Below are 23853 nucleotides of genomic sequence, written 5' to 3'. Positions count from 1 at the left end.
TCATCGATGGCCGAGATCGCCGCGGATCATGCCGATCACCTGCGCCGCCGTCTCCCGGACCGCCGCCAGCTCGGTCAGGAAGTGCCAGTAGTCCGGGTGCCGGCCGGCCGCCTGGAGGGTCGCCACCGCCCGGTCCAGCCGGGCCACCGCCTGGTCCAGCGGAGCGGCGTGTCGCGGGTCCGGCGCGCTGCGGCCCGCCATCGCCAGGCGCTGGGCGTCCCGGACGGCGAATCGGGCCCGCTCGATCTCCCGGTTGGGGTCGTGCTGAACCTCGTTCAGCTGGCGCAGCCGCTCGTTCACGGCGAGTACCGAGCCGTCAGCGGTCTCCAGCAGCGCGCGGACCGTGCCGATCGCGGCCGTGGCGTCCGCCCAGCGCTGCTCGTCCCGGGCCCGGGCTGCCTCGGCGAGCTTACGCTCGGCGGCGTGGCCGGTCTCCGCCACCTGCTCGGGCACCCGCTGGAGGTCCTGCCAGCAAGCCGTACTGAACCGGCGGCGCAGCTCGCTCAGCGCGGGCTCCACCGTCGCCGCCTTGGTCTCCAGCGCCTGGATCCGGGTCCGCAGGCTCGACACCCGCCGGTCGAGCTCCCGGGCCCGCTCCGGCAACTGCGCGGCATCCGCGGTGATCGCCTCGGCGCGCCGGCGCACCTCGTCGGCGCGGCGCAGCGTGGCGGCCACACCGTGCCGTGCCGGGCCCTCGTTCAGCCGCCCCAGCTCCGGGGCCAACTCGGCCAGCCGGGCCGCCAGCTCGTCCGCCCGCAGGCCGGCGTCGCGCACCTCGTCCAGCGTGGTGGTGGCCTGCAGCAGCGCGCGCTTGGCCTGCTCGACGGCCGGGGTGACCCGCATCAGCTGCTGTTCGGCGTGCTGGAGGGTCGGCTGCAGGCGGCGCAGGAAGTCGTTCAGCTCGGCGCGGGCCGAGCCCAGCTGGCCCTTCACGTCCTCCAGCAGGCGCCGGGCCTGGGCGGCGGCGCCCGCGTCCAGCGCCTCGTTGTCGAGGTCGTGGGCGTCCAGGGCGGCCAGGTAGTTCACGGTGACCTGCTCGACCCGGCCGGAGATCGCCGGCAGCTCGGCCAGCGCGCGCTGCGCCGTCGCGTCGTCCTCGGCGGCGCGCACGGTCTCCACCGCGAGCTTCACCTCGCGCTGCGTCTCGTCCAGCTCGTAGAAGGCCTCCTGCGCCGCGGCCCGGGCCTCCTTGGCCTCCGCCCGCACACCCTCCCCGCCGCCACGCCGACCCCACCAGCCGCCACTCCCGGCCGACGCCAGCGCGACCGCCCCCAACGTCCCGGCCAGCACCACCGGCAGCACCAGCGCATCCCCGACGGCCCCCGCCACCCGACGCCGCCCCCGCCGCCCGCTCCCGCCGGCCACCGCCACTGCGCGCTCCCTGCTCCGACTACCCGCTGATCGCGCCCATTCTCCCCGATCCCCCCGCCCCAGGGGCACCCCGGGCCCGCACCTTCCCCTGCTCCCGGGGCCCGCCAGTACTCCTGCCCCGTCACCCGGCCGACCGCCCGCGCCACCACCACCTCCCGGGACCAGGTAACCTAGGCACTCGTCGTGCGCCCGTCGGGCCACGAACGGGGGCGCGTAGCTCAGTGGTAGAGCGCTGCTCTTACAAAGCAGATGTCGGCGGTTCGAAACCGTCCGCGCCCACCCCGTGAACAGGTGAAACGTAGGCTGCGGCCCAGGTCAGGAGCATGATCCCGACCTGGGCCGCAGTCGTTCCGGCAGCGGCCATAACGTGAAAGCGCCCCCGGGGCCCGGCCGGTCGGAGAGCAGCCGCCGGCCGGGCCTGTACGGTGTCTCAGCCGCCTCACGAGGAGTCGTTGACGGTCAGGGCCGCCGCCGAGACCGTCAGGTCCGGGCCTCATGCCGCGTTTTCCGGGCGGGCCGGCCGGCCCTCCCCGATGCCGTGGTCGCGCAGCGGGCCGACCTGCCAGCCGTTGGCGGCGCAGTGGTCGAGCAGGTGGGGCAGGGCGCCGAGGGCGGACTGCCAGGCTGCGGGGTAGGAGGTGCAGTCGGAGTCGTGCAGCAGGATCGTGCCGCCGCCGTGCAGGTCGGCGGTGACGGTGCGGTGGACCGTGTCGGGGGTGGCGTGGCGAGTCCAGTCCTCGCCCCAGCTCGTCCACAGCACGGGGGTGAGGCCGAGGCGGAGGGCGGACAGGTGGGCGCCGGCGGTCATGACGCCGTACGGAGGCCGGAACCAGTGCGGCGCGGTGCCGGTCAGGTCGGCGATGGTGTCGCGGGCCCGGCGCAGGTCGTCATGGGTGGCGCGGGGGCCGCGCAGCAGCAGTGGGCGGTGGGCCCAGCCGTGGACGGCGATCTCGTGGCCGGCGTCGGCGATCTCCTTCACCAGCGCGGGGGCCTTGTCGGCCATCGAGCCGAGCAGGAAGAACGTGGCTCGCACGTCGTACTTCTGCAGCAGTGTCAGGAAGTAGGGCGTGGAGTAGGGGTCCGGTCCGTCGTCGAAGGTGAGGGCGACGTGGTCGGGGCGGCCGGTGCCGGCGAGGCGGGGCATGAGGCGGTTGCGCAGCGGCCCGTAGGTCGAGAGGACGGGGGCCGCGTGGACGGCGGCGAGGGTCGCCGCCGCGGCGGTGCCGACGCGCAGGAGTGCTCGGGGCTTCATAGGGGGCCTCAGGAAAGTGCGGTGAGCGCGCCGAGACGCGGCAGCTGGCGAGAAGTGAGCAGGCGGTGCAGGGTGGCGGCGAGGTCCGCCGGGTGGGCGTTGCCGCATTCGAGGAGGACGACCTGGCCGGGCTTGACCGTGGTTGAGGCGGAGGCGCCGCAGGAGATCCGAGTGTCGGGGACCACCAGGTGTTCGTGGTGGTAGGAGGCCAGGCCGAGGTCGAGGGCGTCCACGTCGCGGCTGGAGAGGAAGAACGCGCTGGCCGCGCCGGTGGCCGCGCGCAGGGCGGTGGCTCCCGCGTCGAGCGAGTCGCGGTGGGTGACGATCCCGGTCTCGTACGGCGGGCCGTAACCGGCGTTGACCAGGGTGAGCCCGCCACCCGAGAGTCGGCGGACCTCGCCGGGGTCGGCGGCGGCCTGGGCCGCGTCGATCGAGACGGCGGCGTCGGCGGCTGACAGGGCGTGGAGGGTGGCGTCGTCGAGGCGTTCGCCGCGCGGCGGGTGGACCACGAGGTAGGTCCGGCCGGTGTCGTCGGCGTCAAGGGAGTCGAACCCGCCGTAGGCGACCGCGAGTTGGGTGCCGCCGGTGGCCAGCCAGGCGGTCGCGGCGAGGGCCGCGACCGCGACGCCGAGCCTGCGGCCGCCCCGGCGCGGGGCGGGTGCGGATTCCGGGGCGGGGTGCCGCCGTTGCGCGGGGATCAGCGGCCGCGGGGCGGTGGTCGCTGGCATGGTGGTCGCTGGCGCGGTGGCTGCCTGCGCGGCGACGGCCGCGATGGCGTTCGCCGGGCCGGTCGCATCGTTGTGCAGCGCCAGTCCGGCCTGCCGGCCCAGGTGCCCGCCGGGGCCGTCGACCATCGCGATGAGGACGGGCTTGAGGTTGGCCGGGTCCTCGATCCAGGGCGCCAGGCCGGCCTCGTCCAGCGCGGCCGCGTTGGTCTGTCCGTGGCCGGGTATGCAGCGGTAGCTGACGACCGGCAGGCCGCAGGCGAACGCCTCCAGGGAGGTCAGGCCGCCGGCGTTCTGCACCAGCACGTCGCAGGCGTGCATCAGCCCGGGCATGTCGGAGACCCAGCCGAAGGCGTGCTCGACGCCCTCCGCCCGCAACCGCTCGGCCAGGCTCCGGTTCTTCCCGCACACCACCACCGGAACGGCCGCCCCGGTGTCGCGGACCTCGGCAGCCACCCGCGCCACCTCCCCGACACCCCAGGAGCCGGCCACCAGCAGCGCCAGCGGCGTGTCCGGCGGCAGGCCGAACCGCGCCCGGGCGTCCGCGCGCTCGGCCGCGGTGGCCGGGGTGAACCGCGGGTCGACCACCGGACCGGCGATCTCCACCCGCTCGGCGCCATGCTCGCGGGCCTGCCCGGCCGGGACCGGATGGGCCGCCAGGTGCAGGTCGACACCGGGAGCCACCCACAGCGGGTGGACGGAGAAGTCCGTGAGGTAGGTCGCGGCGGGCACGGGCAAGCGGCCCTGGCGGCGCAGGGTGCCGATCACCTGCCCGGCGAGCGGGTAGGTGGCCACCACCGCACGGGTGTCGGACGGCAGGCAGCGCAGGAGCCGGCGGTGGGTGCTGCGCTGCATCAGCCGGATCGCGAGGCCGGGCCGCCCGCTGTTCTCGGTGGTGGAGTAGATGCGCTGGTAGGCGGTGGGGGCGATGGTGAGCAGCAGCCGGTAGCTGTGCGAGAGCAGCCGTCCGAAGCCGCCGGGTATCAGGTCCAGGAAGTCGTGCCGGTCCACCTCGTAGCCCAGTCCGGCCAGGCGGTGGGCGAGTTGGGCCGCGGCTCCGTCGTGCCCCGCGCCGACGCTCGCGGAGACGATGACGACGCGCCCGGCGGAGGGGGCGGGCGGGCAGGGCGGGCCGGCGCGGTGCGCCGATGCCTCGTGGAGGTGCGGGAGCTGCGACACGGTCGGCCGATCCTCTGACGGTGACGGGGCAGGGGCGGGCAGCCTCCGGTGCCCGGGTGCCGCCGGGAGTCGCGGAAGCTAGGTGGCGAAGACGGCGGGCACTTCTGCCCGCCGGATAGTTACGCGGCCAGCCACCAGCGTAGTGGGCCCTGACCGAGATGTCCGACGAGGACGCGGCCGCGCGCGGCGAGCAGGCCGAGGCCCAGCCCGGCGGCAGTGCCGACCACGGCGCCGAGCACCACGTCGTGGGGGTAGTGCACGCCCACCATCACGCGGGAGGCTCCCATGGCGACGGCCAGGACGGCGGCCGCGGCGCCGATGCGCCGGTCCACCAGCCAGAGCGCGGCCGCGCCGGCGAAGGCGATGACGGTGTGGTTGCTCGGCAGCGCCCAGTCGCCGGGGCCGGGGCAGGTCTCCAGGGTCGGTGCGGCGGGCAGGACCTGGCACGGGCGGGGCTCCTGAAGGATCCCCTTGATCAGTGTGTCGGCAGCGAACGCCACGACCACGCACACGGGTGCGGCCAGCGCCCGGGCCATGGCCGTGCTGTCGGTGCGCCGGGCCTGCCACCAGGCCGCGAGCATCAGCAGGGCCAGCAGGCCCAGGCCGTAGGCGGAGAACGCGGCGATCGTCTCCCTCAGTGGGGCGGGAAGCTGCTGGGCCCAGTGGTCGACGTCCAGGTAGAGGCTGCCGTCGATGGGACGGCCGTCGATGGCGAGCGTGGCGGGAGCGGCCGTCATCGGGCGCCCGCCTGCCGGCGCGAACGCAGCAGTTCCAGCGCGAGCGGCAGCAGCGACACCACGACCACGAGGGCGACGATCGGCAGCAGGTAGTGGTCGACGTTCGGCACGGAGGACCCGAGCGCGTAGCCGGCGAGGACCAGGCCGAGCGTCCATGCCAGGCCGCCGACGATCTGCCAGATGGTGAAGGTGCGGGCGTTGACGCCGAGCGCGCCGGCGAGCGGGTTGAGGACGGTGCGCACCACCGGGACGAAGCGGGCCAGGACGACGGCCTTCGCGTGCCCGTAGCGGTGCAGGATCTCCTCGGCCCGCAGCGCTCCCTCGTGGAGGCGCTTGTTACGGGAGCGGGTGAGCAGGGCCCGGCCGCCGCGGCGGCCGAGCAGGTAGCCGACCTGGGCCCCGGCGAGCGCGCCGACGGCGGAGGCGCCGAGCACCTGGGCGAGGTCCAGGTGCGGGCCGCTGTGGGAGCCGGTGGTGCACAGCAGCCCCGCGGTGAACAGCAGGGAGTCGCCCGGCAGGAAGAATCCGACCAGCAGGCCGGTTTCCGCGAACAGCACGACGGCGATCCCCAGGGCGCCGAACGCGTCGAGGAGTGATCCGGCGTCCAGTGGGTTGACGGCCAGCAGGCTCGACGAGAGGTTCATCGCGTTCAGCGCCCTTTCGCGGGAACGGGTCGGTCGAAGGGGTGGAGGATCCGGACGTCAGGCCAATGCTCGGGGCGAGCGGCGCTCGCCCAGGGTCAGCCATGCCACGTCGGCCACGATGATCACCGCGAGCACCAGGCTGACCGGTCCGGTGCCCAGGTCCAGGCCCCCGCGCTGGCGGCTGACGCCGGCCCAGTCGGCGAAGCAGGCGCCCAGCGGCCGGGTGAGGATGTAGGCCCACCAGAACGTGAGCACCGGCGAGAGGCCGGACAAGCGGTGAGCGAGCGCCGGGACCACGATCAGGGCGGCGAACAACAGCCCGGAGGGCAGGTAGCCCCAGCCCAGGGTGGCGGCGGTCAGGTCCCCGACCGCGGCGCCGAGGTGGGTCAGCCGCCCAGGATGGTGTTGGCGGTGATCGTGTCGCTGGTGCCGTCCACCGTCACCACGTGCCGCACGCCGTCCGGACCCAGGACCACGGCCTGCCACGCGCGGCCACCGCCCTGCTCGGTGACCGGGGACAGCGACTCGACCTTGCCGCCGGGCACACCCGACGAGGCCTTGACCACCGCATCGGCGGCGTCGGTCGACGGCAGCGGCGCCGGCGCACCGTGCACGTCCTCGCCTTGAGCCCCGTGACCGCCGTGGCGGCCCTCACGAGCGCCCGGGCCGTCGTGCCGCTCGCGCTCTCCCGCGACCTTCCGGTCGCCGTGACCCTCGCCCTCGTGGTGGATCGCCACCGCTGCCGCGCCACCGCCGAGCACGACCACAGCCGCGCCGACCACGGCCCAGCGCCCGGAGCGCCGGCGCAGCCACCGTCCGGCACGGCCCAGACCCGTGCGTGTCCTCCCGGCACTCTTCGTCGGCTCGATCGGCTCGGACCGCTCGCCGTTCTCCACGGACTCGTCCACGTCACCCGCCCCTGTCCTCGGCAGGCCCGGGCCGTCCCCGGGCGATGGCGTCAGCATGTCCGGACGGTGCTGAAGCTGAGCTGAAGACCTGAAGGCATCTTCAGCTTCCCGCTTCCGGGACCTGCCACCCTGGTGGGCATGCGCGTACTGGTGGTGGAGCGCGTACTGGTGGTGGAGGACGAACGCCGACTGGCCCTGGCGGTACAGCTGGGCCGGCTGCTCACCAACCTGCTCGACAACGCCCAACGCCATGCCCGGCACCGCATCACCGTGCGGCTCGACCTCGACCAGGCTGCGAGCCTGGCCCTCCTCGACGTGGCCAACGACGGCCCGCCGATCGAACCGGCCGACCGCGAGAAGGTCTTCGAACGCTTCACCCGCCTCGACGACGCCCGCAGCCGCGACGACGGCGGCGCCGGCCTCGGCCTCCCGATCGCCCGCGACATCGCCGCCGTCCACGGCGGCACGCTCACCGTTCTCGACACACCGGGCACGGCTACCTTCCGAACCAGTCTCCCGCTCCCACACGATTTGGCCGCGGCCTGACGACCTTCGTGCGTGGATCGGTAACCAAGGACACTGGCGTCTGGCGTCGCGACCAGGTGTTCGACGCCGGCAGCGCCGCCCGCGCCGACGCCCAACTCAAGAAGCGGGCCCTGCAGTTGCTCGCCGCCTCCCAGGTCTGGACCGTATGGAGTGTCGGCGGTCCCGTCTTGCCGGCAGGCGTCCTGCCTTGCGGGCCAGGGCCGCTGCACTACAGCGCTACCACCGATTACGGGACAGAACCGATGACGGTACAAGCACTGCCGTGATCAACATGAACAGTGCTGTGCACTGCCTGGAAGCAGGCCGAAGGACAAGGGAGCGAAGATGTTCACCACCGAGCGGCTGATCGTTCGGCCCTGGGCACCAACCGACCGGGAGCGGGCCTTCGACATCTACTCCCGCGCAGCTCGGCCGACCGCGCCACAGATCGGCCCCGGCACCGGGCTCCCTGTCTCTGTGCCGGGGAAAGCAGCGGTGCGTAATGCTCAGGCCGTGGTGCCGGTGGCGTCCTCGATGATCCCGCAGACGGTGACGGGCTGATCGTCGGTGCGGCCGTCGGCCCGCTTCCGGGTGTCGGCGGGCGTGTCCTCACCACGCCAAACGCAACGCTCGCCCACGCCCACCGGGTGTCCTCCGCGTCGGCCGTGCTGCCCGGCATCCGGTGGGCGATGTGGAACCGCAGCGGGCGGTGCTCGGCAGGGGCCGAGCCTCGTCACGCCCTGGGCGGTACCGCGCAGCGGTCCGAGAAGCCCTGGCCGACCAGCCCGAAGGCGCTGTTCATCCGGGAGTGGAGGTTCTCAACCGCGACCATCACGGTGAGCTCGACGAAGGCCGGCTCGCCGAGCCGCTGGGTGGTTCACGATGTGCCGTGCCCTGCACGCGCAACGGCGACGGCCCAGCCGATGTAGCCGAGGTTGACCGTGAGCCGTGCTGCCACGCCGAACGGCCGCAGCAGGAGACGAGGATGTCCGCGGCGGACGTGTCGCAGGGCGTCGAGGTGGGAGACCAGGTAGCTGGTGATCATAGCGGCGGCCGTCCACGCTCCGGCCGATCGGCTGCACGGGGGCAGCACGAGGAGTCCCACGACGATCTCGGCCACGCCGGAGACCGCCACGAGCCCCGCGGGCCGGCCCAGCCAGGACGGCACCAGGGAGCGGAAGTAGCCGGGCACCGCGAAGTGGGCGAGGCCCGCCGTCATGAGCCACATCGCCAAGGCGACAGCAGCGATAGAGTCCATGCCGCGATGATCCGATCACCCCGCACCTGGACGCTTGAACAAAACGATCGCCGCCTGGTGTTCGCCACCGGCCCCCGAATCACGCTGTTCGCCGAGTCGAGGGCCTTCCAGGTCACGCGCCATCGCCATCCGGCCTGGAAAGTGGTGCTGCCGATCGACGGCCACGTCCTGTTCGAGCCCGATGACGGCCGAACCGTCGAAGCGCCAGGCCTGATCGTGCCGCCTCAGCTAACACACACCTGCGCCGTGAGTTCCTCGTACGCTGCACTCTTCGTCGAACCCTGGCTGCTGCCCCCGGGCGCGGGCCCCCGGCGGCTCGATGCCGGCACAGTACGGCGACTGCTCGCGGCACTCGGCCCGACAGGTATCGACGGACCCGCCCCGCTACCGGATTTGGACGCGGCCTACGGCGAACTGCTCTGCCACACCGGAAAGCCGCCCCTGCTCGATCCACGCGTGGCCCACGCCGTGGCAGAGGTCCAACGCCCCGAGCACGACGTTCAACTCGCCGCCGTGGCCGCCGAGGTGGGCCTGTCACCGCCGCGGCTGCGCGCCCTGGTCCGTGCATCGGTGCGGACACCACTCACCTTGCTGCGGCAATGGGGCCGCTTGCGGAACGCGGTGGCCGCCCTGCCCGGCGCGTCGGTGTCCGCCGTCGCGGCCGAGGCAGGCTTCGCCGACCAGGCACATCTGACCCGGACATCGCGCACGCTGATCGGCCGGACACCAGGCTCTCTGCGAGCCGGCCCGTCATCATGTCCACGGGGGCGACGCTGGTGGTAGGCCACAACACTGCCGGCGTCAAGCCGACAGGCAGGCCGCGGCACCGCCCGCCGTGACCGTCACCACAGCGAGCCTGTCCGAGAACGCCGTGGGAATACGGCTCCTCAACCAGGCCAAGAAAACCTACCCGAGCGTCTCCAAAAGCCGGGTCGACACCGGCTTCAAGAACGCCATGGCCGAGGAAGGGCAGCAGGTACGGCCCTCGCCGTCCGCCGACGCCGGCAGGCCTCGCCGATCTGCCGGAGGACCCACGCCCGGCGTCGTGCGCGAGCCGGGTAAACCGTATGGCTCACGGAGCGATCCCGTGCGGCGTCCCGATGGTGATGCCGCACGGCACGGGGCACCGCAGTGCACGCACTGGCCGTCGTCGCTGCGGCAGTCGGTCAACTCCGTGGGCATACCGTAGGCCGGGGTCGGGAAGAGGGCCGTTCATCCGGTGCCGGGGTAACAATTGAGGCGCATCTGCCCGTCCTGCTGAGCCCCCGTCTGCGGGGCGACACCGGGGACTTGACGGGCCCCAACGCGGCGCCGCCCCGCCCGGCGAGCGGGCGGGGCGGACGGGGTCAGCCGGCCGTCAGCACGACCGCAGGCCGTTGTGGAAGTACCAGTTGCCATCGGCGTACGCGCCGTAGACGTAGGCCGTTCCGAAGAAGTTGCCGTTCGTGCCGCCGATTTGGTACCAGACGTTGCCCTGGCTGTTGATGTCCTCGCCCCTGGTCCAGCACTCGATGTAGATCTCATCGGACGACCACGAGTACGAGTACACGTCGCCGGCGACCTTGGCCGTCCAGGAGTACGGCTGCGCATAGACGCCCACACCGTGACCGCTCGCGTGGTAGCGGAGTGCGTACCAGCCATCGGCGGACGCACTGCCCGCCGAGACGCCTACCGCACCGGCCGCCACCGCCACGACGGCCGCCGCGGTCGCGCCGCGGCGGCCGATCCTCTTGAGAATGCCCTTGACCATGTCGACTCCCCTAATCGGTCGGGTGTTGAGGTGCCGTCCGGTCAATCTCGGCGGCGGGACACAGCTGACCCGATCACCAGGGGTGTTCGATACCGCCTGACGGAAACTGACAACACCTGACACCTCCCGGCAGACGGTCCGAACGCGTCTTCCTCCCACCGGATTCGACGGATCGCTGATCACCGCCGTCACACGTCGCCGTGATCCGTACACGCGAGAAGCGTGCAACGGCATCGAGGGATCTGACATCTGACAACGGGAGGCCGGGATGGCCGCGCGCGACCACATCGAGGTGCCCGACGGCGCCAGCTGATCGACCTGTTGGACGCCTACCACGCGCGGGCCCGCCTCGATCTCGATGTGAGCGGCCCGTCGTTCGATCGACGACGACCTGACGGCGTCCGCCGTTGGCGAAGGGGCCACCCGAGCGATCCGTGGACGTGGTGCTGGGCCGGGAGACGCGGCTTGTCGACGGTCTGTCGCCGGCCGAGCGCGAGATCCCGGCCGGCCTGCCGGACAAGCTGCCGGCCGACGTACGGTCGCGGGTGGCGGGGCCGGAGGGGCCGGGCGAGGATCGGGGGGACCGTACGGACCCCTGAGCGCGGTGCGCGGACCCCTGGGAGCGGTGGGCGGATGGCGGAGCAGCTGGGGGAGAGCCGGGCGGAGCTGTCGTCGCGGCTGAACTGGCTACGGGCGGCCGTGCTGGGCGCCAACGACGGCGTGGTCTCCACGGCGGGCATCGTGACCGGGGTGGCGGGCGCGGCGGGCTCCCGTACCGCGCTGCTCGCGGCGGGGGTGGCCGGGCTGCTGGCGGGGGCGATGTCGATGGCGGTCGGCGAGTACGTGTCGGTCAGCACCCAGCGGGACACCGAGCGGGCCGCGTTGGCCAAGGAGCAGCGCGAGCTGGCGGAGGATCCGGAGGGGGAGCTCGACGAGCTGACCGACTACTACCGGGACAGCGGGCTGACCGCCGGCCTGGCCCGGGAGGTGGCGGCGGCGCTGACCGAGCGGGACGCGCTGGCGGCCCACGCGCAGACCGAACTCGGCATCGACCCCGAGGCGTTGACCAACCCCTGGCAGGCGGCGATGGCCAGCGCGGCCGCGTTCACGCTGGGCGCGCTGGTGCCGCTGCTGGCGGTCATGCTGCCGCCGGAGTCCTGGCGGCTGGGGGTGACGGCGGCCGCGGTGGTGCTGGCGCTGACCCTCTCGGGCTGGACGAGTGCCCGGCTGGGCGGGGCGGGGCCGGGGCGGGCGGTGGCTCGCAACGTCGCGGGCGGGCTGCTGGCGATGGCGGTGACGTACAGCGGGGGCGTGCTGCTGGACGACATCGCGGGTTGACGGCATCGCCGGGTGACGTCATCACCGGGTAGCGGCAGAACGGGGCGGCGACGTCACCGGCTGACGCGCTCGACAGGCGGGCGGACGCGCCCTGTGTTTGTGTGGCTGCAAACCGCTTGGGAGAGGTGAACCGCCGTGACCATTCCCCCGTTCGGATCGAACGACCCGTTCTCCGACCTGCTCAGCCGGTTCTTCGGGATGAGCCCGCTGGCCTCCCCGCCCGCCGTGCAGAGGGTGCCGATCGGGCGGTTGCTCAGCGAGTCCTCGCAGGAACTGCTGGCGTTCGCCGCCCAGCGCGCGGCCGAGGACGGGAGCAGCGACCTGGACACCGCGCACCTGGCCTGGGCGGCCACCCGGGTGGAACCCTCCCGGCGGATGCTGGAGCGCGCGGGCATCGACCCGGACGAGCTGTCCAGGGACCTGGAGCACGCGCTGCCGTCCGGGAACCCGGAGTCGCTGGCCGGGCAGCCCGCGCTCACCCCCTCGGCCAAGCGCGCGCTGCTGGCCGCACACGCCCGCTCGCGGGCGGTCGGCGCCTCGTACATCGGCCCGGAGCACATCCTCGGCGCGCTGCTGGAGCAGGAGCGCTCGGGCGGGGGTACGGCGCTGCGCAACGCGGCGCCCTCGCAGGAGGCGCTGAAGTCGGTGCTGGAGGGGCGCGGCACCGGCGGCGAGCGCAGCAGCGCGGGCGCGCACCCGAGCGAGACGCCGACGCTGGACGAGTACGGGCAGGACCTCACCGAGGCGGCGCGCTCGGGCCGGCTGGACCCGGTGGTCGGGCGGGCCGAGGAGATCGAGCAGACCGTCGAGATCCTCTCCCGGCGGACCAAGAACAACCCGGTGCTGATCGGCGAGCCGGGCGTCGGCAAGACCGCGATCGTCGAGGGCCTGGCCCAGCGGATCGTCTCCGGGGACGTGCCGCAGAGCCTCAAGGACAAGCGGGTGGTCACCCTGGACCTGACCGCGCTGGTGGCCGGCTCCAAGTACCGGGGCGAGTTCGAGGAGCGGCTGAAGAAGGTGATCGACGAGGTCACGGCGGCCGAGAAGAGCGTGATCCTGTTCCTGGACGAGCTGCACACCGTGGTCGGCGCGGGCGGTGGCGGCGAGGGTTCGATGGACGCCGGCAACATCCTCAAACCGGCCCTGGCGCGTGGCGAGTTGAGCGTGGTCGGGGCGACCACGCTGGACGAGTACCGCAAGCACGTGGAGAAGGACGCCGCGCTGGAGCGCCGCTTCCAGCCGGTGCTGGTGCCGGAGCCGAGCGTCGAGGAGACGATCGAGATCCTGCGGGGACTGCGCGACGCGTACGAGGCGCACCACCAGGTGCGGTTCAGCGACGAGGCGCTGGACGCGGCGGCGACGCTCTCCGACCGGTACGTCGGCGACCGCTTCCTGCCCGACAAGGCGATCGACCTGCTCGACCAGGCCGGCGCGCGGGTGCGGCTGCGCAGCCTCAGCGGCTCCACCGAGGCCACCTCGGTGCAGGACCGGATCACCAAGCTGAAGCGGGAGTTGGACGAGGCCGTCGCGGACGAGGAGTTCGTGCGGGCCGCCAACCTGAAGACCGAGCTGCGGCAGACCGAGGACGAGCTGGCGGCTATCGCCGAGTCCCGCGAGGAGGTCGTCGACGTGACGGCCGACGACATCGCCCAGGTGCTGTCCTCCCGGACCGGCATCCCGGTCGCCGAGCTGAACGCGACCGAGAAGGAGCGGCTGCTCAAGCTGGAGGAGCACCTGCACGAGAAGGTGGTCGGCCAGGACGAGGCGGTCACCGCCGTCGCCCAGGCGGTGCGCCGCGGCCGGGCCGGGATGGGCGACCCGGAGCGGCCGACCGGTTCCTTCCTCTTCCTCGGGCCGACCGGCGTCGGCAAGACCGAGTTGGCCAAGGCGCTGGCGGCGCTGCTGTTCGGCGACCCGGACCGGATGATCCGCTTCGACATGAGCGAGTTCCAGGAGAAGCACACCGTCTCCCGGCTGGTCGGCTCCCCGCCCGGGTACGTCGGCTACGAGGAGGCGGGGCAGCTGACCGAGGCGGTGCGCCGCAAGCCGTACAGCGTGCTGCTCTTCGACGAGGTGGAGAAGGCGCACCCGGACGTCTTCAACCTGCTCCTCCAGGTGTTGGACGACGGGCGGCTCACCGACTCCCAGGGGCGTACGGTCGACTTCCGCAACACCGTGGTGATCATGACCAGCAACATCGGTTCGCAGCGGATCCTGGACCGTGCGGGGAACCTCGACGCCCGGAGCGGAGCTCCTGATCAGGCACTGAGGGACGACCTGATGCGGGACCTGCGCCAGCAGTTCCGGCCGGAGTTCCTGAACCGGATCGACGAGGTGATCGTCTTCCACGCGCTCACCCGGAAGGACCTGGTGTCCGTGGTCGACCTGCTGCTGGAGCGCACCCGGCGCCGGCTCCGGGCGCAGGACGTGCAGCTGGAGGTCACCGAGGCGGCGAAGGAGTTCCTGGTCAACCGGGGCTACCAGCCGGAGTTCGGGGCACGGCCGCTGCGCCGGACGATCCAGTCGGAGCTGGACAACCGGATCTCCAACCTGCTGCTGGACGGCACCGTGCGGGAGGGGGACACGCTGATCGCGGACGTGAGCGACGGGGAACTGGCGGTGTCGCTGGCGCGGCCGGAGGCGTCGGCGACCTTCGAGGAGGCGGAGGAGCGGGCGCGGGCTGCCTCGGCGGAGTAGGGCATCGGCGCGGCGGGTTCGGGCGTACTCCAGCGGGAGTGCGCCCGAACGCCACGGGTGGAGGACGCGCGGGGCGGGGGCGTGGGGCCGTGCAGCGAGGAGGCCCCGAGGAGGCCCCGAGGATCAGTGCACCGCGGCCTGCGGGAACACCTCGCGCAGGAGCGGGTCCGGCAGCCCGCGCTTGCGCCACTCGCGCGGGTAGCCGAGCGAGACCTCCTCGAAGGGGACGCCGTCGTAGTTGGTCTTGCGCGGGATGTGCAGATGACCGTAGATCATCGCGGCGGTGTTGAAGCGGCGGTGCCAGTCGGCGGTCAGCTCGGTGCCGCACCACTGGGCGAACTCGGGGTACCAGAGCACCTCGGTGGGGTGGCGGACGGTCGGGTAGTGGTTGACCAGGACGAGCGGGACGTCCGGGTCGCAGGCCGCGAGCCGCTGCTCGGTCAGCCGGACGCGCTCGCGGCACCAGGAGTCCAGGTCCGGGAACGGGTCCGGGTGGAGCATCCGCTCGTCGGCGCAGACGATGCCGCTCTCGTAGGCGGCCGCCAGGGACTCCTCCTTGGTGGTCGTGCCGGGCGCACGGAAGGAGTAGTCGTACAGGAGGAAGAGCGGGGCGATACGGACGGGGCCTCCGGCGCCCTGCCAGAGCGGGTACGGGTCCTCGGGGGTGATGACGCCGAGGCCGCGGCACAGTTCCACCAGGTGCTCGTAGCGGGCCACGCCGCGGAGCTGGACCGGGTCCTCGGGGTGGGTCCACAGCTCGTGGTTGCCGGGCGCCCACACCACGCGGGCGAAGCGTTCGGCGAGCAGGCCGAGCGCCCACTCGATGCTGGTGGTCAGCTCGGCGACGTCCCCGGCGACGAGCAGCCAGTCGTCGGGGTGGGTGGGCTGGAGCTTCTCCACCAGGTCGCGGTTCTCCTGGTAGGAGATGTGCAGATCGCTCACCGCGAGCAGCCGCCCGCCCGCCCCGGTGGGCGTCGGCTGTGCGTCGCTGTGGATCTCGGTAGTCACTCCTGCCCCCTGTGCTCACCCGGCGGATGAGGCCACCCTACGTGGTGGTCCGGGGTCGTGGGCGGGGTTGACGGGATCAGCTGTTCGAGGACTGAGGCATGGAGTTGAGGCCCGCTCAGGGGCGGGCCCCAAGCAGCACTCCTCTGGGGTGGGCCTCAGAGGAGTGCCCCAGGGGTGGAGTCAGGAGCTGATGTCGATGAGCACACCGTGGGAGGTGGCGGTGGTGACGGCGAGGATGACCAGGGAGGCGATGCCGAGGGCCAGGCCGAGGAAGGCGCGGCCGCGACGGCTGGTGCCACGGACCAGGGCCAGAGTGGCGAGGGTGATGGCGATCGGGCCCAGGACGATGTTGAAGAGCAGCAGGCCCGGGAGGCCGAGGAGGAAGGAGGCGATGGCCAGGTTGTCGGCCTCGGCGGTGCCCTGACGGTCGACGCCCTGGAGGCCGGTGCTCTGACGGTCGGTGGCAGCTCGGTCTGTGGCGCGACCGGCGGCGGCGAGCTCGGTGATGGCGCTTTCGGTGACGGTGCTCATGGCGGTGGCGGGTCCTCTCGGCGGAGTGGACGGGTCGGCTGGAGTGGCCGGAGCGGCCGGAGCGGCCTGGTCAGCGGTGCCGCAGGCGGGCGATGCCCTCGCGGGCGCCGAAGCCGAGCAGCCAGGCGGTGATCGCGGCGGCGGCGGTGAGGAAGACCGGGAGGGGCAGGTGGGCGGCGGTGCCGATCAGGACGCCCATGGCGACCAGGGCGGAGAACAGGATCACGGCTGACTCCTTCAGCTGCGGGTGCGGCTGCGCCGGTTTCGGCTGCGTTTCGGTTGACAAGTGTTCACTGACTTCGGGCACCACTGTACGCCCGGCTGGCCAAGTTCGGCAAACGACTGTTTACTGAATGGCGTGAATCACACCGTGGGGGCCAGACAGGCCCAGAAGCAGCAGAGCCGGCGGGCCTTGCTGGATGCCGGGCTGCACCTGCTGGCCGATCAGAACCTGGCGAGCCTGGGCGTCCGCGAGGTCACCCGCGAGGCCGGGCTGTCTCCGGCCGCCTTCTACCGACACTTCCCGGACCTCGCCGCACTCGGCGTCGCGCTGGTCGAGGAGTCGCTGGCCAGCCTGCACGTCATGATCCGTTCGGTGCTCGCCGAGGCCGGCGGCGCCGAGGAGCTGATCGACCGGGCGGTGGACGTGATCCAGCAACACGTCCGCGAACACCGGTCGCACGTGCGCTTCCTGACGCGCGAGCGGCACGGCGGGGTCCGGCGGGTGCGCGAGGCGATCGACGCCGAACTCGGCCGCTTCGCCGCCGAGGTGGGCTCCGCCCTGGCGCTCCAGCCGGTCTCGCGGGGGTGGAGCGAGCGGGATCTGCGGATGCTCGCCGAGTTGTACGTGGACCACATGGTGTCGACGGCCTCCGCCTTCCTGGAGGCCCAGGAGGCGGACCCCGCCCGCGAGCGGCGGATCGCCGCCACGGCCCGGCTGCAGCTGCGCCTGATCAGCCTCGGTCGGCGCCACTGGCAGGGTGGTTGAGCGCGCTGAGCCCCTAGCGGGTTCGACGGAGGGTGGGGGTGCGCCCTCGCGGCCTGTGGTGTTCTCTTGGGCCGGTTTTGACTCTTGACAGTAAGTCATGTCCGCGACAGCTTTGGAGGACCCCCACACCGAGAGGTCTCTCATGAAGAAGCCGCTCATAGGCATGCTCGCCACGCTCCTGGTCGCCGGCGCAACCGCCCTCGCCGGCGCCCTCCCGGCTCAGGCCGCCGCCGCCGCGATCTCCGACGCGGCCCGCGCGACCAAGGCCGCCCCGCCGGCCGCCGTCACCTTCGCCGGGACGGTCGCGCTCAGCAACTGCTCCGGCTCGCTGGTGCGGATGCCCGGCTCGGCCGCGACCGACCCGGCCCTCGTGCTCTCCAACGGCCACTGCCTGGAGTCCGGCATGCCCGGCCCCGGCGAAGTGGTGCTCGACCAGCCCTCCAGCCGGACCTTCACCCTCCTCGGCGCCGCCGGCGGCCGCCTCGCCACCCTGCGCGCGACCAAGGTGGTCTACGGCGCCATGACAGACACCGATGTGTCGATCTACCAGCTGAACACCAGCTACGCCTCGATCAAGTCCAAGTACGGGATCTCCCCGCTGACCGTCGCCGACACCCACCCCACCCAGGGCGCGGACATTCGAGTCGTCTCCGGTTACTGGAAGAAGATCTACTCCTGCTCGATCGACGGCTTCGCCTACCAGCTGAACGAGGCCGACTGGACCTTCAAGGACTCGGTCCGCTACACCTCCGGCTGCGACGTGATCGGCGGCACCTCCGGCTCGCCGGTGGTCGACGCCTCGACCGGCCTGCTGGTCGCCGTGAACAACACGATCAACGAGAACGGTGAGTCCTGCACCCTCGACAACCCGTGCGAGGTGGACGAGAACGGCGCGGTGACGGTGCACCAGGGCATCGGCTACGCCCAGGAGACCTACGGCATCCCCGCCTGTTTCGCCCCCGGTAACCGGCTCGACCTCACCCTGCCGGGCTGCACCCTGCCCCGCCCGTAAGCCCTGCCCCGCCCGTAAGCCCGCCCCGCCCGGAAGCGTTGCCCCGCCCTCAAGCCCCGCCCGTGAGTCCTGACCCGCCCGCGCGCACCCCATCAGCGGGCGACCACCCCGAGCAGCCGACGGAACCGAGGCAACCCCACTGACCAGCACCTTCCCCCGATGGGCCACCCGCGACCAGGCGGGTGGCCCATGCGGCCGTCCGCGAGGCGGCCGCCGCACCACCCGCACCGCAGAGTTGTGCCGACGAGGCAGCTGTCATGTTCGTTGACCAGATGGAGAGTTGATGACCGCCAAGCTGAGAAGACTGCTGGTTTCCGTCCTGCTGATACCGGTGTTCGCGATCGGTGGCCTGGCCACCCCGGCCTCCGCCGTCGCCGGTCAGGGCGCCGAGGCGGCGGGCGCCGCCCACGGCCGCAGCCCGGCCGACGATCCGAACGCCGACATCAAGGACCGCCTGGCGGCGATCCCCGGGGTGACCATCACCGAGGAGAAGCCGACCACCACCGGCCACCGCTACTTCCTGGCCACCTACACCCAGCCGATCGACCACTTCCGCCCCTGGCTGGGCACCTTCCAGCAGCGCTTCAGCGTGCTGCACCGCGGCTACGACCGCCCGACCGTCTTCTACACCAACGGTTACACGCTGGGCACCAGCCCGTCCCGAACCGAGCCGACCCGGCTGGTGGACGGCAACCAGGTGTCCATCGAGTACCGGTACTTCACCCCCTCCCGCCCCGAGCCGGCCGACTGGTCCAAGGCCGGCATCCGCCAGCAGGCCGCCGACTCGCACAAGCTGGTGACCGCGCTGAAGCGGATCTACCAGCAGGAGTGGCTCTCCACCGGCGCCAGCAAGGGCGGCATGTCGTCCACCTACTACCGCCGGTTCTACCCGGACGACGTGGCGGGCACGATCGCCTACGTCGCGCCGAACAACACCGACATCAACGACTACTCGGCGTACACCGAGTTCTTCCGCACCGTCGGCACCCCCGAGTGCCGCGCCAAGCTGAACGCCGCCCAGCGTGAGCTGCTGGTGCGTCGCGACCGCCTGGAGCCCCGCTACGTCGCGGACAACAAGGCGGCCGGCTCCACCTTCAACACCCTCGGCACTCCGGACCGCGCCTACGAGGCCGGCGTGCTGGACGTGGTCTGGGCGTTCTGGCAGTACAGCCTGGAGTCGGACTGCGCCAAGGTCCCGGTGGCCGCCACCGCGACCGACGACGAGCTGTACGCGTGGTTCGACGCGCAGTCGGGCATCACCGGCAACAGCGACCAGTCGCTGGCGAAGTACACCGCGTACTACTACCAGGCCGCCACCGAGCTGGGTGCGCCGTTCTTCGACGTCTCGTACCTGCGGGACCAGCTGCACTACGACTACAAGGAGCTCTACTCGGCCCGCTCCTACGTGCCGAAGGAGATCCCCACCGTCTTCAACCCGTACGCGATGCCCGACATCGACCGCTGGGTCAAGCGCGAGGGCGAGCGGATCATGTTCGTCTACGGCGGCAACGACCCGTGGGGCGCCAAGCCGTTCCACCTCGGTCGGGGCAGCGACGACAGCTACGTGTACACCGTGCCCGGCGGCAACCACGGTTCCAACATCGGCAAGCTGCCGGCCGAGCAGTCGGCGCAGGCCACCGCCAAGGTGCTGGAGTGGGCCGGCCTGGGTGACCAGGACACCGCCCGCTCGCTCGCCAAGTCGCCGCAGCTGATCCCGTCCTTCGGCCCGCTCGACATCGAGGGCCAGCGACTGGAGCAGGAGCGCCGCCCGCTCTGACACCCCTTGAACACCCCTTGGAAGACCGGCAAGACCGGCAAGACCCGCAAGGCCAGGAGGCCGTCCCACCCCGGGGCGGCCTCCCGCCGTGTGCCAGCCGCCCCTGCCGGCCGCGCGGCCCGCCCCCGCCGCCCCCGCCGTCCCCGCCTCCCCCGCCGCACCCCCTCCCCGAAGCAGTGAATCAGTGCTTCAATGCTTCCATGGCCTACCGACGCACCCCCGCCGTGCAAGCCCGCCTGGACGCCCAGCGCGAGGCGGTACTGCAGGCGGCGGTCGGCCTGCTCGCCGAGCGCGGCTACGGCGGCTGCACCATGGCCGCCGTGGCGGCGCGCGCCGGGGTCGCCACCGGCAGCCTCTACCAGCACTTCGCCAACAAGGCCGAGCTGTCGGTGCAGCTGTTCCGCCGGGTGGTCACCCGGGAGATCGAGGCGGTCAACGCGGCCGTCGCCCGCCGGGACACCCCGCAGCGGCGGATCGCCGCCGTGGTCGAGACCTTCGCCGCCCGTGCGCTGCGCGCGCCCCGGCTGGCGTACGCGCTGCTGGTCGAGCCGGCCGACGCGGTGGTGGACGGCGAGCGGCTGGTCTTCCGGCGGGCGTTCCGGGACGTGATCGCCACCGAGATCGCCGCCGCCGTGGCGAACTGCGAACTCCCCGAGCAGGATCCTGTGCTGACCGCCGCCGCCCTGGTCGGCGCGGTCGGTGAGGCACTGGCCGGCCCGCTCGCCGCCGCGCCGGTCGAGAGCGTCGGGCCCGAACACAGCGACAACACCACGGTGGTCCCCGCCCTGGTCTCCTTCACCCTGCGTGCCCTGGGAGGACGCGATGACAGCGACGCATGAGGTCACCAACCAGGTGCCCCTGCCGTACGGACACGACACCGCCGCCGACCCGACCCTGCTCGCCGCCCTGGACCGGGCCGGCGCCGGCTGGGCCGAGCCCGAGCTGCGCGAACTCGGCCGCCTGGCCGGCTCCGAGCAGGCCGCCGACTGGGGCCGGCTGGCCAACGAGAACCCGCCCGTGCTGCGCACCCACGACCGATTCGGCCACCGGATCGACGAGGTCGAGTTCCACCCGTACTGGCACGAGCTGATGCGCACCGCCGTCTCGTACGGACTGCACGCCGCGCCCTGGCGGGACGAGCGGCCCGGCGCCCACTCCGCGCGCGCCGCCAAGTTCTACGTCTGGGGCCAGGTCGAGGCCGGCCACACCTGCCCGATCTCGATGACCTACGCCGCCGTTCCGGCCCTGCGCCACAACCCCTCCCTGGCCGCCGAGTTGGAGCCGCTGCTGGCCGCCACCGAGTACGACTACGGGCTGCGCGAGCCGCGCGCCAAACGCGGGCTGATCGCCGGCATGTCGATGACCGAGAAGCAGGGCGGCTCGGACGTCCGCACCAACACCACCACCGCCGCCCCGCACGCCGACGGCACCTACCGGCTCACCGGCCACAAGTGGTTCACCTCGGCACCGATGTCCGACCTCTTCCTGACCCTCGCCCAGGCGCCGGGCGGGCTCAGCTGCTTCATGCTGCCGCGCGTCCTCCCGGACGGCAGCCGCAACCGGCTGCACCTGATGCGCCTCAAGGACAAGCTCGGCAACAAGTCCAACGCCTCCGCCGAGTTGGAGTACGACGGCGCGGTCGGCTGGCTGGTCGGCGAAGAGGGCCGGGGCGTGCCGACCATCATCGAGATGGTCAACATGACCCGCCTGGACTGCACGATCGGCGCCGCCTCCGGCATGCGCTACGGCACCACCCGGGCGGTTCACCACGCCCTGCACCGCCGGGCGTTCGGCAAGGCGCTGGTCGACCAGCCGCTGATGCGCAACGTGCTGGCCGACCTGGTGGTGGAGTCCGAGGCCGCCACCGTGGTCGCGATGCGGCTCGCCCAGTCCACCGACCTCGCCCTGGCCGGGGACGAAACCGAGGCGCTGGTACGGCGGTTGGGCCTGGCGGTGGCCAAGTACTGGGTGTGCAAGCGCGGTCCGGCGCACTCCGCCGAGGCACTGGAGTGCCTGGGCGGCAACGGCTACGTGGAGGAGTCCGGGATGCCCCGGCTCTACCGCGAGGCGCCGCTGGTGTCGATCTGGGAGGGCTCCGGCAACGTCGCCGCCCTGGACGCGCTGCGCGCCATGGCCAGGCGCCCGGAGACGGTCGACGCCTTCCTCGGCGAACTCGACGCCGCCGCCGGCGCGGACCGCCGACTGGACGCGGCGGTAGCCGAACTTCGCAAGCAGCTCAGCGACTTGACCGACCTGGAGTACCGAACCCGGCGGCTGGTCGAGTCGATGGCGCTGGCCTTCCAGGGCTCGCTGCTGGTCCGGTACGGCGACCCGGCGGTGGCCGACGCCTTCTGTGCCACCCGCCTGGGCGGCGACCACGGCGCCGCCTTCGGCACCCTGCCGCCCGGCGCGGACACCGGCGCGATCATCGACCGCGCCCGCCCGGTGCCCGCGTGAGCGCCCGAGAAGCCGAGGAAGTACGGGAGTTCTGGCAGTCCCTGGGGCTGCCCGGCCTGATCGACGTGCACACCCACTTCATGCCGAAGAACGTCCTCGACAAGGTGTGGGCGTACTTCGACGCGGCCGGCCCGCTGGTGAACCGCCCCTGGCCGATCACCTACCGCGAGGCCGAGGAGCAACGCGTGCGGCGGCTGCGGGAGTTCGGCGTCCGGGCGTTCACCTCGATGCTCTACCCGCACAAGCCCGGCATGGCCGCCTGGCTGAACGCCTGGGCCGCCGACTTCGCCGCCCGCACCCCGGAGTGCCTGCACACCGCGACCTTCTTCCCCGAACCCGGGGCGGCCGGGTACGTGGCACGGGCCGTCGAGGACGGCGCCCGGGTGTTCAAGGCGCACCTCCAGGTCGGCGGCTACGACCCGACGGACGCGTGGCTGGACGAGGTCTGGGGGCTGCTCGCCGATACCGGCACCCCGGTGGTCACCCACTGCGGATCCGGGCCGGTGCCGGGTAAGTTCACCGGGCCCGGCCCGATCGGCGAGGTGCTGGAGCGGCACCCCGGACTGGTCCTGGTGGTCGCCCACCTCGGCATGTCCGAGTACCGCGACTTCCTCGACCTGGCCGAGCGCCACCCGGCCGTCCGGCTGGACACCACCATGGCGTTCACCGACTTCGCCGAGGTCGACGCTCCGTTCCCGCGCGACGAACTGCCGCGGCTGCGCGGGCTCCAGGAGCGCGTCCTGCTCGGCAGCGACTTCCCCAACATCCCGTACCGGTACGTCCACCAGCTGGAGGCGCTGGCCGGGCTGGGCCTGGGGGAGGAGTGGCTGCGGGCGGTCTGCCACGACAACGCGGCCGCCCTGTTCGGGCTCAGCTGACCGCCCGCAGCACGCCCAGCGCGTCCGCGTGCAGCCCGGGCGCGGCGGCGAGGAAGCTGTCGGAGCCGGCCGTCCAGGCCGCCCCGGCGGCGTCCGTCACCGCCGCGCCCGCCTCGCTCGCGATCAGCGCGCCGGGCAGCAGGTTGCCCGCGTCCGCGCCGTACTCCCAGAACAGCGCCAGGTGCCCGGAGCCGACCTGGGCCACCTGCAGCGCGGTCGGGCCGAGGTTGCGCACCGCCAGCACCGCTCCCGCCATCGCGGACAGCGACGCGCCCGCCCGGCGCAGTGCCACCGGGTCGTCGGCCACCCGGGGCGGCTGGCTGGTGGCGGCGACGGTGACCGCCAACTCGCGCTCCAGCGGCGCGATCGGCCGCCCGTCCAGCTGCGCCCCGCCGCCCAGCACCGCCCGGTAGGTCCGGCCGGCGCCGAACAGCTCCGGGGCGTGCACCACGGCCAGCACCGCCGCGCCGTCCCGCACCAGCGTCGCCGTCACCGCCCAGTGCGGCTGCCCCAGCAGGTACTGCACCGCGCCGTCGGTCGCGTCGCACACCCACCACTCGCCTTCGCCGGGCACCGAGCCGTCCAGCTCCTCCGGCACCCACCCGGCCCGCGGGTACAGCGCGCTCAGCCGCTCGCGCAGTTCGGCGGCGGCCGGGCCGTCCAGCTCCGCGAAGCGCGCCGCCGCCTCCGCCGCGGTCCGCGCCGGCGTCGGCTCGACCGGCCGACCGGCCGCCAGCCTCCCGCCGACCTCCCGCACCGCGGCCTCCACACCCTCCGCCAGCGTCCACAGCTCGTCCATCGCGGCGTCTCCTCCGTTC

The 23853-nt window shown here is 73.0% G+C and carries 23 protein-coding genes, 1 tRNA gene and 2 pseudogenes; 13 read left to right on the top strand and 13 right to left on the bottom strand.

The window, feature by feature from the left end:
* Positions 1-1329 carry a hypothetical protein gene (locus tag ACZ3UD_RS24410; RefSeq protein ID WP_465591462.1) on the bottom strand — a complete coding sequence of 443 codons (1329 nt, stop codon included), beginning with the start codon at positions 1327-1329 and terminating at the stop codon, positions 1-3.
* Between the two features lie 249 nt (positions 1330-1578).
* Between ACZ3UD_RS24410 and ACZ3UD_RS24405 the strand changes: the two genes are divergently transcribed.
* A tRNA-Val gene (locus ACZ3UD_RS24405) sits at positions 1579-1650 on the top strand.
* Positions 1651-1864: 214 nt separating this feature from the next.
* Here the strand turns inward: ACZ3UD_RS24405 and ACZ3UD_RS24400 are convergent.
* The 6 genes from ACZ3UD_RS24400 to ACZ3UD_RS24375 form a co-directional block, all read right to left on the bottom strand.
* On the bottom strand, positions 1865-2623 hold the full coding sequence (locus tag ACZ3UD_RS24400) for a polysaccharide deacetylase family protein (protein WP_465591459.1): 759 nt from the start codon (positions 2621-2623) through the stop codon (positions 1865-1867).
* An 8-nt stretch (positions 2624-2631) separates the two neighbouring features.
* Positions 2632-4527 carry an MGDG synthase family glycosyltransferase gene (locus tag ACZ3UD_RS24395; protein WP_465591456.1) on the bottom strand — a complete coding sequence of 632 codons (1896 nt, stop codon included), beginning with the start codon at positions 4525-4527 and terminating at the stop codon, positions 2632-2634.
* A gap of 119 nt (positions 4528-4646) precedes the next feature.
* A complete protein-coding gene (locus ACZ3UD_RS24390; protein WP_465591453.1) occupies positions 4647-5264 on the bottom strand; it encodes a phosphatase PAP2 family protein in 618 nt (205 codons plus the stop codon).
* Complete coding sequence (locus ACZ3UD_RS24385; RefSeq protein WP_465591450.1) at positions 5261-5908, bottom strand: DedA family protein; 648 nt, start codon at positions 5906-5908, stop codon at positions 5261-5263. Before ACZ3UD_RS24385 ends, ACZ3UD_RS24390 begins: the two co-directional genes overlap by 4 nt.
* 57 nt (positions 5909-5965) lie before the next feature.
* Complete coding sequence (locus ACZ3UD_RS24380; protein ID WP_465591447.1) at positions 5966-6394, bottom strand: COG4705 family protein; 429 nt, start codon at positions 6392-6394, stop codon at positions 5966-5968.
* Positions 6295-6873: a hypothetical protein gene (locus ACZ3UD_RS24375; RefSeq protein WP_465591444.1), complete on the bottom strand. Its 579-nt coding sequence runs from the start codon at positions 6871-6873 to the stop codon at positions 6295-6297. The genes ACZ3UD_RS24380 and ACZ3UD_RS24375 overlap by 100 nt, the downstream gene beginning before the upstream one ends.
* 147 nt (positions 6874-7020) lie before the next feature.
* Between ACZ3UD_RS24375 and ACZ3UD_RS24370 the strand changes: the two are divergent.
* Both ACZ3UD_RS24370 and ACZ3UD_RS24365 read left to right on the top strand, forming a co-directional pair.
* Positions 7021-7362 (top strand): annotated as a pseudogene (locus tag ACZ3UD_RS24370) (ATP-binding protein); the annotation flags it as partial.
* 324 nt (positions 7363-7686) lie between these two features.
* Positions 7687-7902, top strand: coding sequence for a hypothetical protein (locus ACZ3UD_RS24365; protein ID WP_465591441.1), 216 nt, complete (start codon positions 7687-7689; stop codon positions 7900-7902).
* A gap of 316 nt (positions 7903-8218) precedes the next feature.
* Here ACZ3UD_RS24365 and ACZ3UD_RS24360 read toward each other — a convergent pair whose 3' ends face one another.
* Complete coding sequence (locus ACZ3UD_RS24360; protein WP_465591438.1) at positions 8219-8599, bottom strand: DoxX family protein; 381 nt, start codon at positions 8597-8599, stop codon at positions 8219-8221.
* 6 nt (positions 8600-8605) lie between these two features.
* On the opposite strand from ACZ3UD_RS24360, the gene ACZ3UD_RS24355 reads away from it, so the two are divergent.
* Both ACZ3UD_RS24355 and ACZ3UD_RS24350 read left to right on the top strand, forming a co-directional pair.
* A complete protein-coding gene (locus ACZ3UD_RS24355; protein WP_465591435.1) occupies positions 8606-9382 on the top strand; it encodes a helix-turn-helix domain-containing protein in 777 nt (258 codons plus the stop codon).
* Positions 9383-9431: 49 nt separating this feature from the next.
* A pseudogene (locus ACZ3UD_RS24350) lies at positions 9432-9569 on the top strand (IS5/IS1182 family transposase); the annotation flags it as partial.
* Between the two features lie 387 nt (positions 9570-9956).
* On the opposite strand, the gene ACZ3UD_RS24345 reads toward ACZ3UD_RS24350, so the two are convergent.
* Complete coding sequence (locus tag ACZ3UD_RS24345) at positions 9957-10349, bottom strand: hypothetical protein (protein ID WP_465591432.1); 393 nt, start codon at positions 10347-10349, stop codon at positions 9957-9959.
* 633 nt (positions 10350-10982) lie between these two features.
* Between ACZ3UD_RS24345 and ACZ3UD_RS24340 the strand changes: the two genes are divergently transcribed.
* Together ACZ3UD_RS24340 and ACZ3UD_RS24335 are read left to right on the top strand one after the other, a co-directional pair.
* Entirely contained in the window at positions 10983-11687 is a 705-nt protein-coding gene (locus tag ACZ3UD_RS24340; protein WP_465591429.1) for a VIT1/CCC1 transporter family protein, read from the top strand.
* A 135-nt stretch (positions 11688-11822) separates the two neighbouring features.
* Entirely contained in the window at positions 11823-14384 is a 2562-nt protein-coding gene (locus ACZ3UD_RS24335) for an ATP-dependent Clp protease ATP-binding subunit (protein ID WP_465591426.1), read from the top strand.
* Between the two features lie 123 nt (positions 14385-14507).
* On the opposite strand, the gene ACZ3UD_RS24330 is transcribed toward ACZ3UD_RS24335, so the two are convergent.
* From ACZ3UD_RS24330 to ACZ3UD_RS24320, 3 genes are all read right to left on the bottom strand, one after another.
* On the bottom strand, positions 14508-15392 hold the full coding sequence (locus ACZ3UD_RS24330) for a metallophosphoesterase family protein (RefSeq protein ID WP_465591423.1): 885 nt from the start codon (positions 15390-15392) through the stop codon (positions 14508-14510).
* Positions 15393-15572: 180 nt separating this feature from the next.
* Complete coding sequence (locus tag ACZ3UD_RS24325) at positions 15573-15923, bottom strand: DUF4190 domain-containing protein (protein WP_465591420.1); 351 nt, start codon at positions 15921-15923, stop codon at positions 15573-15575.
* Between the two features lie 70 nt (positions 15924-15993).
* Positions 15994-16149, bottom strand: a complete 156-nt coding sequence (locus ACZ3UD_RS24320) for a hypothetical protein (protein WP_380610684.1) — start codon at positions 16147-16149, stop codon at positions 15994-15996.
* A gap of 132 nt (positions 16150-16281) precedes the next feature.
* On the opposite strand from ACZ3UD_RS24320, the gene ACZ3UD_RS24315 reads away from it, so the two are divergent.
* The 6 genes from ACZ3UD_RS24315 (at position 16282) to ACZ3UD_RS24290 (ending at position 23035) form a co-directional block, all read left to right on the top strand.
* Positions 16282-16911, top strand: a complete 630-nt coding sequence (locus tag ACZ3UD_RS24315; RefSeq protein WP_465591416.1) for a TetR family transcriptional regulator — start codon at positions 16282-16284, stop codon at positions 16909-16911.
* 142 nt (positions 16912-17053) lie between these two features.
* Positions 17054-17923 carry a S1 family peptidase gene (locus tag ACZ3UD_RS24310; RefSeq protein WP_465591414.1) on the top strand — a complete coding sequence of 290 codons (870 nt, stop codon included), beginning with the start codon at positions 17054-17056 and terminating at the stop codon, positions 17921-17923.
* A gap of 283 nt (positions 17924-18206) precedes the next feature.
* The gene (locus ACZ3UD_RS24305; protein WP_465591412.1) at positions 18207-19700 is read left to right on the top strand and encodes a S28 family serine protease; all 1494 of its coding nucleotides are present in this window, start codon (positions 18207-18209) and stop codon (positions 19698-19700) included.
* A 200-nt stretch (positions 19701-19900) separates the two neighbouring features.
* Positions 19901-20539, top strand: coding sequence for a TetR/AcrR family transcriptional regulator (locus ACZ3UD_RS24300; RefSeq protein ID WP_465591409.1), 639 nt, complete (start codon positions 19901-19903; stop codon positions 20537-20539).
* Positions 20523-22157 (top strand): acyl-CoA dehydrogenase family protein, encoded by a 1635-nt coding sequence (locus tag ACZ3UD_RS24295; RefSeq protein ID WP_465591405.1) that lies wholly within the window; start codon positions 20523-20525, stop codon positions 22155-22157. Before ACZ3UD_RS24300 ends, ACZ3UD_RS24295 begins: the two co-directional genes overlap by 17 nt.
* On the top strand, positions 22154-23035 hold the full coding sequence (locus ACZ3UD_RS24290) for an amidohydrolase family protein (protein WP_465591402.1): 882 nt from the start codon (positions 22154-22156) through the stop codon (positions 23033-23035). Before ACZ3UD_RS24295 ends, ACZ3UD_RS24290 begins: the two co-directional genes overlap by 4 nt.
* Here ACZ3UD_RS24290 and ACZ3UD_RS24285 read toward each other — a convergent pair.
* The gene (locus ACZ3UD_RS24285) at positions 23028-23834 is read right to left on the bottom strand and encodes an inositol monophosphatase family protein (protein ID WP_465591399.1); all 807 of its coding nucleotides are present in this window, start codon (positions 23832-23834) and stop codon (positions 23028-23030) included. The genes ACZ3UD_RS24290 and ACZ3UD_RS24285 overlap by 8 nt on opposite strands.
* Between the last annotated feature and the right edge of the window lie 19 nt (positions 23835-23853).

This window comes from Kitasatospora sp. NPDC023118 (assembly GCF_055560875.1).
Note: the sequence above shows the minus strand (reverse complement) of the source record. Positions and strands in the feature narration are given on the sequence as shown.